Origin of the sequence: Campylobacter sp. RM16189 (assembly GCF_012978815.1) — a bacterium.
Lineage (GTDB): Bacteria > Campylobacterota > Campylobacteria > Campylobacterales > Campylobacteraceae > Campylobacter_A.
Genome location: NZ_LIWR01000002.1, coordinates 242,390 through 250,917, shown reverse-complemented (window position 1 = coordinate 250,917; position 8,528 = coordinate 242,390). Strand labels below are relative to the sequence as shown.

The following is an 8,528-nucleotide window of genomic DNA, read 5'->3' as shown; positions in this document are numbered from 1 at the left end:
TTTTACTAAACATTTGTGCCAATATTCAAATACATCACGCTTGCCTTGCTCATATTTTGCACGGTTATAGGCCTTATCCGATTTTACTTTGTGTCTTAGCTGATGATCAAGGCATAGTGATAGTACCTGCTCGCTAAAACCTAACTTTTCAGTATAGTTTAGCTCACTCATAAGCGTTTGAAATGTTGATCTAAAGCCATGCATATCCACAACCCCCTTAAAACCTAGCCTAATTACCGCCATTCTCATTGTGTTATCGCTCATGGGCTTACCGGCATTTGCACCTCTAAAAAGAAATTCCTCATTTTTACCATAAGTTGGAAGAGACCTTAAAAATTTTATTGCCGTATCAGTTAGTGGCAATATGAAATCCTCGCCCATTTTCATATTTATACCTTCTATTTTCCACTCTTTTTTGTCAAAATTAATATCCTTCCACCTAGCCTCTCTAGCATTTGAAGGGCGCACCGCAAATAAAATAGTCCATTTCATACAAAGCGGAACATTTATATCTCCCCAATACTCATCAATAGACTTTAAAAAATGTGATAAGTGGTCAATATCTAGAATCGCTTTTCTTGGAATCTGTTTTTTTATAATGAAATGTTTACTGAAATTTTGAGATATGATTCTAGTTGGATTATCGGCTAGTAATCCATTAATAACAGCGTAATCAAATATCTGATTAAGCCTATTTAATATTTTATTGACAGTATTTGTTCGCGGATTATTCTCAGTTTGTAAAGATTTTAAAATTCTTAAAAAAATCGGCCTAGCCTTTACAGTGTCTCTAATAAGTGATATCTCCATATTTTTAATTTCAGGTAATAACAAATTTTCAAATTGATTCATAAAACGCTGAAGTGTCTTTAGCTCAGCTTTAGTACTATTTACATGAGTTTTGTATCTCATCCATATATCATTAAAAGTTCTAATAGCATCTTTTGCAATAGGTTCATTGGCAGAAATTTTTGACAAATAAGGTGCTGAATCTCTTATGGCTTCTTTTATCCCATATATGCCCTTTACCCACTCTCCAATAACCGTGGTCGTATATACACCACTTTCATTACGGTATTTGATTTTAAAAATTTTCTTGCCGGATGGAAAAATAAATAGTTTTAGCCCCTTAACACCTTTAACGCTAACGGATTTTCTATTCTCATCGGCTTCAATAGACATTATTTCTTTTTCAGTGCTTATCTCTATGATTTGTGGCATATCATTCCTTTTATAAGTGGCTCACAAGTGACTCACTTTTAGGTGAGTCAGTAGATTTATAGTGACTCACATATGACTCACTTTTTTTTGGAAAATTATACCAAAAATATGAAATTTAAGGAAAAATAAAGAAAAGTTTAAGCTAAAAATAGTATTGATGCAATAGTTTAACAGTCGAAAATATCGTAGTTTTAGAAAGTTTTGGAAAAAGTTAAAAACTTAAGAGAAAAAAGCAGAAAAAGTTACTTGGTTGCGGAGGATGGACTTGAACCACCGACCTTCGGGTTATGAGCCCGACGAGCTACCACTGCTCTACTCCGCGATAATAAAAGTGGATGGGGTAAGAGGATTCGAACCTCTGAATGTCAGGACCAAAACCTGATGCCTTACCGCTTGGCGATACCCCAATACCGAATAAGAAAACGTGATTATATTCACTTTTTTAAAATTTGTCAAGACTTTAGCGCTAAAATAACGAAGTTTCAAACAAAATTTAAATATATTAAAAAGTACTCATATAAAAACGATGCAAATTTAACTATATGCGCTACAAAATAAAAACCTAAATTATATCCATATAAGATGTATCATAAACGCCTTCAATACGCTTTTTAAGATCATCTTGCCAACCGACACTAAGACAACGTAAATTCATAAATTTATCTATCAAATTTGCATTTTCTTTAGGCGCATAAAAGACACGATTTACATCAGCCACACTCATAGAGCTGTCATCCCTAGAGACCATCTCGACACTATCGCCCGCCTTGCAAGCGCCCGCCTCAAGCACTCTATAATACCAGCCGCTTAGTCCGCTTCTAAAAATTTCTTTTGCCACTCCTGCGTTCATCCAGCGCTTTGAGAGCTTAAAACATGGCTTTCTAGGCTGGCTTACTTGAAGCACAAGCGAGCCGATCTTATGCACATCACCTATATATACGCTTTCTTCATGTATGCCCGAGATAGTTAAATTCTCACCCATCGCACCAAAAGGCAAATTATTTAAGCCCAAAAACTCACTCCAAACAGGATAATTTTCATAAGAGTTTGCAAATATAGCCTTCTCTGCTCCGCCGTGATGCTTCTTATCAGCCACCTCATCGCCATGAAAGCCGAATTTATCAGCATAAATTTCATCATTTGTCGCTGTTTTAAATATCGCGCTTTGCCAAATTTTATTTATCGAATTGGCCGCATTTTCATCTCCATAAGTTTGAACTTTGCCTATCAATAAGGCCTTTACAATCCCCACCATAAACCTTTTTTATAAATTTCTTAAATTTTATCCAATTGATTTTATAGCATATCAATAAGTATCAATATAAAAAATAGTAAGCAAGAAAAGCCATAAAAGCTTTCCTGATAACATACGTATAATCAAACAAAGTAAATTTAAGCTACATTTTGTAGATTTAATCTTCCGCCAAGCGGCTCATCATCATCATGAAATTCAAATTTAACAGCCCTAGCCCCAAAGCTTTTAGCAATAGCCTCAAGAGTATCGCGAGCAGATTTATGAATTTTGCTTTGAAGCTCAGAAATTAACTTAACAGACATCTTTTCAACCTCATTTCTAGCCTCTTCTATAAGTCTATTTTTATCCTCTTCTCTAAATGTGCTTCCAAAAAAGCCATTTAGTGAGTCGGGCAATAAAAATGGAATAAATTTACCGTTTTTCTCATCATAAAATTTCATATTAGCAATCGAAAATTTATATTTACATGGAGGCATTACTATTAGATATTCGCTGTTTGCAATATTTATTATATCCATCTTTGGACTGGTTAGATCATATATGAAATTTATCTCAAATTCAAATATCATCGATAGTTTTTTCTCGCTTACCAGCCATCTTAAATATTCTTTACCAAAGCTTCCAAATGCATGATCAGTCTTTGTTACTATTTCCTTGCTATAGACTTGAAAAACGGAAAGCTCACCGATAGACTTAAGCTGTAATATCTCATTGCTTATAGAAGCTTTGCTAGCTCGATTGCTGCTTGAAATTTTAACAATTTTAAACAGCATAAAAACTACAACCAATAAAAAAGCCATAAGCGCTAAAATCATATAATCAATCATATATTCTCCTTTTTAAAGCCTATTTACCAAAAAATAATGAATTTAGTATTAATGTCACTACTTTATATTAAAAAATTTGCCTAAACTCAAATCCTGCGCCTTTTAAGCTCTTGCTAACCTGCTCCTGATGATCCTTGCCCTTTGTCTCAAGTGTTATGATAATGCTGGCATCGCCATACTCAAGCTCGGTAGAAAATCTATCATAATCAATCTTAACTATATTTGCATTCGCCGCTTTAAGCGCATCAGTTAGGCTTAAAAGCGCACCCGGCTTATCTATCAATGTTACTTGTATAATCATCTTGCGAGATGACTTGATAAGACCTTTTTCTATTATTATATTTAGCATCTGCACGTCGATATTACCGCCACTTAAGACTATGCCTATTTTAGAGCCTTTCTTGACATTAACCTTGCCATGCATGACACATGCTACTCCTACAGCCCCTGCACCTTCTACGACTATCTTTTGATTTTCCAAAAGATACAAGATCGCATTGGCTATCTCCTCATCATCTACCTGCACTATCTCATCAACGCACTCAACAATATGAGCCAAAGTTATCTCACTAGCATCTCTAACAGCGATTCCATCGGCTATCGTACGAACCGATTTTGAGTTTATAACTTTTTTTGCATTGAAGCTATTATACATTGCAGGAGCGCCCTTTGCGCTTACTCCGATTACTTTAATATCCGGATTTACCTGCTTTACACAGCTTGCTACACCACTTATTAGCCCGCCACCGCCAACAGGAACTATTATCATATCAAGATCGGCTATCTCGTCAAGCATTTCAAGCCCTACTGTTCCTTGACCAGCCATTACAAATTCATCATTAAATGGATGTATGAAGCTCATTCCATTTTCTTTAGCATAAGATACGGCAAATTCATAAGCTTCGTCAAAATTATCTCCGCTTAACAAAACCTCTGCACCAAGAGCCTTAGTACCGGCAACCTTTAAAAGTGGTGTAGATTCAGGCATAACGATAATAGCCTTAGCTCCAAACTCTCTAGCGCTTAAAGCGACACCTTGCGCATGATTTCCGGCACTTGCAGCCACGACACCCTTATTGCGCTCTTCTTCGCTCAAATTTGCTATCTTATTATATGCACCTCTTATTTTATATGCACCAGTACGTTGCAAATTCTCTTTTTTTAGATATACGCTAGCTCCACTCATCTGGCTAAGTCTAGTGCTATATGCAAAAGGAGTTTTATCTACAAATCCGCTTATGGTGCGTTTGGCTTGTATTATTTTATTTAACGATATCATTTTTCAACCTCTCTAACTCTACTTTTATACATTTATCTTCGACAAAATTTATATTATTTTCTTCAGCTATTATTTTAGCATTTTTATTTGTGATACCAAGTTGAAGCCAAAGAGTTTTAATGCCTAAATTTATGACTTCCATTATCAAATTTTCAGCAAATTCGCCTTTTCTAAACATAACAGCTATATCTATCTTTTCATCTATCTCACTTAAATTTCTATAGACTTTTCGACCTAAAATTTCATCTTCTTTAGGATAAATTGGAAAGATATTAAATCCTTCTTTGATTAGAAATTTGGCTACCATATTGCTAGCCTTGCTCTCGTCTGGACTTAGACCTACTATAGCTATATTTTTAGATGTTTTTAATATATCATCAATTATCATTTTTGCTCCTTAAAAGCACTCCGCACTCTATATGAGCAGTATTGGCAAACTGATCAAAAATTGCAAATTTCTTGATCTCATGACTTCTGATAAGCTCTTTTAAATTATCTTTCAAAGTAGACGGATTACAGGATATGTAGATTATGTTTTTATAATTTTTTATAAAATTTATTACACTTGCCTCAAGACCTGCGCGAGGAGGATCTACTAAGATATGAGAGAAGTTAAATTCGCTTAAATTTACTCCTCTTAGACGATTAAATTCTCTCACACCAGCAAAAGCTTGCATAAGCTCATCTGCCGAAAGTCTAATAAATTTTATATTATCAACACCGTTTAATTCACAATTTTTAAGCGCATTATCAATTGACTTCTTTGAAATTTCCGTGGCTAAAATTTTATTAAATTTATCAGCCATCGGAATAGTAAAATTTCCATGCCCGCAATACATCTCAAGCATATCATGGCTATCTTTTACACAATCTTTAGCCCAACCTATCATCTTTTCATTGACTACTCTATTTGGTTGAATAAAGGCTCCATCACCCAAGATAAATTTATACTCTCTTTGAAGTATATTCAATCTTTCTTTTAAATTTTCGTTTCCACTTATCAGTTTTTTGCCCCTACTTCTTGCGATAACAAAAATTCCAAATTCTTGTGCCAGGCTGTCAAATTCACTCTTTAAATTTGAAATATCCTTGTGGTACAAAAGCACTACTAAAAGCTCATCTTTGGTTGATATAAACTCGACTCCAAAAATTTTATCTCTTAAATTTCTATTTGTTTCTATATATCTTAAAAGAGGCAGCATAAGAGCGGCTATTTTGGAATCAACCTTTAAACACTCATCAATCATTACAAATTTTTGATTTTTGCCACGCATAGAGTAACTTATCTTGTCTTTGTCGTGATAAATTCCAAACTCTGCTCTACCACGATAACAGATTGGTTCCGAAGCAAAAAATTCAAACTCTCCGGCATAAAAATCTTTAAATTCTCGCTTAATATACTCTTTTTTGAATTCTATTTGCTCGATATAAGGTAAATTCAGAGTGCAGCTTCCGCACTCTGAAACAAATTTACAATCTAAACTCAAATTAAACTTTCTGTCCTACAAATCTAACCAATAACACTACTGCCAAAAAGCCAAGAGGAAGAGCAAACCATATACTAAGCCCTAATGATACAGGCATATAACCTACAAGAATACTTACTGCGCATATGCTTAGAGCATAAGGCATCTGTGTTTGAACGTGATCTATGTGATTACATCCTGCACCCATTGATGAAAGTATTGTTGTGTCTGATATCGGTGAACAGTGATCGCCAAATATGGCTCCGGTTAAAACAGCTGAGATATTTACTATCATATAGGCATGAAGTGCGTCTCCTTCAAGTCCGCTATTTACTCCTACAGCATTTGCAAGAGGGATGGCAAGAGGCATTAAAATTCCCATTGTTCCATAGCTTGTACCTGTAGAAAAAGATATAAATGAACCCAATATGAATACAGCTGCAGGAAGGACTATCTTAGGCGTAGCGGAAGATAGCATATCGACAAGATATCTTGATGTGCCAAGCTCTTTTATAACAGAGCTTAAGCTCCATGCAAGAAGCAAGATAACAATCGTTACTATCATTGTTTTCCAGCCTTTAACCCAGGTCTCAATAGCCTCTTTTACGCTGAATATTTTTCTATATATACCTATAAATATCGCAACTATAGTCGCTAAAAGCGCGGATTGAAATAGAGCGACGGACGCATCGGCATTACCAAATGTCTCTCTAAACGTTTCAAAAGTAAACGGATTTGCCGTGGCTTTTTCAAGAGTCTCTCCTTGCAAGGCATTTAATCCGCTGAAATAAAAGCTGACAAATGCGCCTATTATAAGGACTAAAAGTGGAATAACAGCATTTGAACTTTGAAGCTTTATACCCTCTTTTGGCTCAAGAGTCTTATCTTCAACATCCACCATTCTTGACTTGATTGAGTGAAGCTCTCCTGTGCGAGCTCTCCTCTCAGCCTTTAGCATACCTCCAAATTCTCGTCCCATAAAAGCGGTACAAACTATAAAAAAGAGCATAAATAGATTGTAAAATCTATAAGGAATTGTCTCTACAAATATTCCAAAGGCGTTTATATCTGTTATTCCTATTAGCTCATATCCGTTTTTAATAAGTGAAATTTCAAGCCCTACCCAGGTAGAAATGATGGCTATGCCAGCTATTGGAGCGGCGGTAGCATCTATGATAAAGGCTAGCTTTTCGCGACTAACCTTAAATTTATCAGTTATAGGGCGCATAATTGGGCCTACAATCAAAGCGTTTGCATAGTCGTCAAAAAATACGAATAGTCCCATAACCCAGGTTGAAATCTGTGCAGAAACTCCGGTCTTTGCTCTCTTGCTAAGCCATAGTGCTACAGCCTTAGTGCCACCCATCTTTGTAATTAATGCAACAACACCCCCTATACAAAGAACCTGAAGTATAATACCGGCATTCCAGCTATCGGCCATTGAGCCTACTATACGCTGAACTATGCTGATAAAACCCTTCACAAAAGAGGTAAAAGCACCGTTGTCTGCTATATTTATTAGATATGTTCCACTAAACACACCTATAAAAAGAGACAAAATAACATCTTTTGTTATAAATGCCAAAACTATAGCCACAACAGGTGGCACAAGTGTCCAAATACCAAATATCTGGGCATTTTTTGCCGCCACTTCAGGATCTACGGCAAAAGCCAAGATAGGCAATAAAAATAAGAATAAAAATCTTTGCACTCTCTTTCCTTTGTATTAAATTTAATTTTTCTCCACATGAAGCCCTGCCCAAGTCTGAGCAGTAGCCATCAGCTCTACAATGTTTATATTCACATGCTTTGGCATATTTATACAGTTTACAACAATAGTCGCTATATCTTGCGCGGTTATAGGCTCAACGCCCGCATAAACCTCATTAGCACGCTCTATATCACCTTTAAACCTCACTTCGCTAAATTCTGTCTTGCAAATACCGGGCGCAATCTCTGTCACACGAATACCGGTTCCTTTTAAATCATTTCTTATATTCCTACTAAACTGCTTAACAAAGGCCTTAGAAGCTCCATATACGTGACTTCCAGGATATGGCCAAGCGCCGGCAGTAGATCCTAGGTTAAATACATATCCGCTCTTTCTAGCAGCCATTATGGGCAAAACAGCTTTAGTGGAGTACAAAAGCCCTTTTATATTAGTATCTATCATTGTTTCAAGGTCATCCACACTTGTTTGCAATATTCCATCTATGCCTAGTGCGAGACCTGCATTATTAACTAAAATTTCAATATCCCTGTAAGATTCCGGAATATTTTTTACAGCCTCCAAAACAGCATCCTTATCCCTAATGTCACACTCTATTATATGAGTATTTTTTAGCTCCTTAGCTAATTTTTCCAACCTATCTCTTCGGCGCCCTAGGGCTACTATTTTATAACCCTCTTTTGATAGCCTTCTTGCTATCGCATCGCCAAATCCGGATGTTGCTCCGGTTATAAAAGCCGCTCCTTTCACC

8 protein-coding genes and 2 tRNA genes are annotated in these 8,528 nt (G+C 35.9%); all 10 read right to left on the bottom strand.

Features of this window, described 5'->3' with window-relative positions; all coding sequences use genetic code 11:
• Nucleotides 1–1,221: tyrosine-type recombinase/integrase (locus CDOM16189_RS02175; protein WP_170000708.1), on the bottom strand; the 1,221-nt coding region annotated here is incomplete at its 3' end.
• 247 nt (nucleotides 1,222–1,468) lie between these two features.
• Nucleotides 1,469–1,543: transfer RNA gene (locus CDOM16189_RS02170), tRNA-Met, on the bottom strand.
• A gap of 10 nt (nucleotides 1,544–1,553) precedes the next feature.
• Nucleotides 1,554–1,628: transfer RNA gene (locus tag CDOM16189_RS02165), tRNA-Gln, on the bottom strand.
• Between the two features lie 155 nt (nucleotides 1,629–1,783).
• Nucleotides 1,784–2,476 carry an MOSC domain-containing protein gene (locus tag CDOM16189_RS02160; RefSeq protein ID WP_211436550.1) on the bottom strand — a complete coding sequence of 231 codons (693 nt, stop codon included), beginning with the start codon at nucleotides 2,474–2,476 and terminating at the stop codon, nucleotides 1,784–1,786.
• Between the two features lie 137 nt (nucleotides 2,477–2,613).
• A complete protein-coding gene (locus CDOM16189_RS02155) occupies nucleotides 2,614–3,249 on the bottom strand; it encodes a DUF4230 domain-containing protein (RefSeq protein WP_249321476.1) in 636 nt (211 codons plus the stop codon).
• A gap of 121 nt (nucleotides 3,250–3,370) precedes the next feature.
• The gene (gene ilvA / locus CDOM16189_RS02150) at nucleotides 3,371–4,582 is read right to left on the bottom strand and encodes a threonine ammonia-lyase (RefSeq protein WP_169974009.1); all 1,212 of its coding nucleotides are present in this window, start codon (nucleotides 4,580–4,582) and stop codon (nucleotides 3,371–3,373) included.
• Nucleotides 4,566–4,970: a CoA-binding protein gene (locus CDOM16189_RS02145; RefSeq protein ID WP_169974007.1), complete on the bottom strand. Its 405-nt coding sequence runs from the start codon at nucleotides 4,968–4,970 to the stop codon at nucleotides 4,566–4,568. Before CDOM16189_RS02145 ends, ilvA begins: the two co-directional genes overlap by 17 nt.
• Complete coding sequence (gene trmA, locus CDOM16189_RS02140; protein WP_169974005.1) at nucleotides 4,960–6,069, bottom strand: tRNA (uridine(54)-C5)-methyltransferase TrmA; 1,110 nt, start codon at nucleotides 6,067–6,069, stop codon at nucleotides 4,960–4,962. Before trmA ends, CDOM16189_RS02145 begins: the two co-directional genes overlap by 11 nt.
• A gap of 1 nt (nucleotide 6,070) precedes the next feature.
• Nucleotides 6,071–7,759 carry a Na+/H+ antiporter NhaC family protein gene (locus tag CDOM16189_RS02135; protein WP_169974003.1) on the bottom strand — a complete coding sequence of 563 codons (1,689 nt, stop codon included), beginning with the start codon at nucleotides 7,757–7,759 and terminating at the stop codon, nucleotides 6,071–6,073.
• Nucleotides 7,760–7,780: 21 nt separating this feature from the next.
• On the bottom strand, nucleotides 7,781–8,527 hold the full coding sequence (locus CDOM16189_RS02130) for an SDR family NAD(P)-dependent oxidoreductase (RefSeq protein WP_169974001.1): 747 nt from the start codon (nucleotides 8,525–8,527) through the stop codon (nucleotides 7,781–7,783).
• Nucleotide 8,528: the final 1 nt, after the last annotated feature.

Excerpts from the sequence above, each read along its gene's own strand:
- CDOM16189_RS02160 (WP_211436550.1), bottom strand. The coding sequence starts at position 2,476 with ATGGTGGGGATTGTAAAGGCCTTATTGATAGGCAAAGTTCAAACTTAT.
- CDOM16189_RS02155 (WP_249321476.1), bottom strand. The coding sequence starts at position 3,249 with ATGCTGTTTAAAATTGTTAAAATTTCAAGCAGCAATCGAGCTAGCAAA.
- ilvA (WP_169974009.1), bottom strand. The coding sequence starts at position 4,582 with ATGATATCGTTAAATAAAATAATACAAGCCAAACGCACCATAAGCGGA.
- CDOM16189_RS02145 (WP_169974007.1), bottom strand. The coding sequence starts at position 4,970 with ATGATAATTGATGATATATTAAAAACATCTAAAAATATAGCTATAGTA.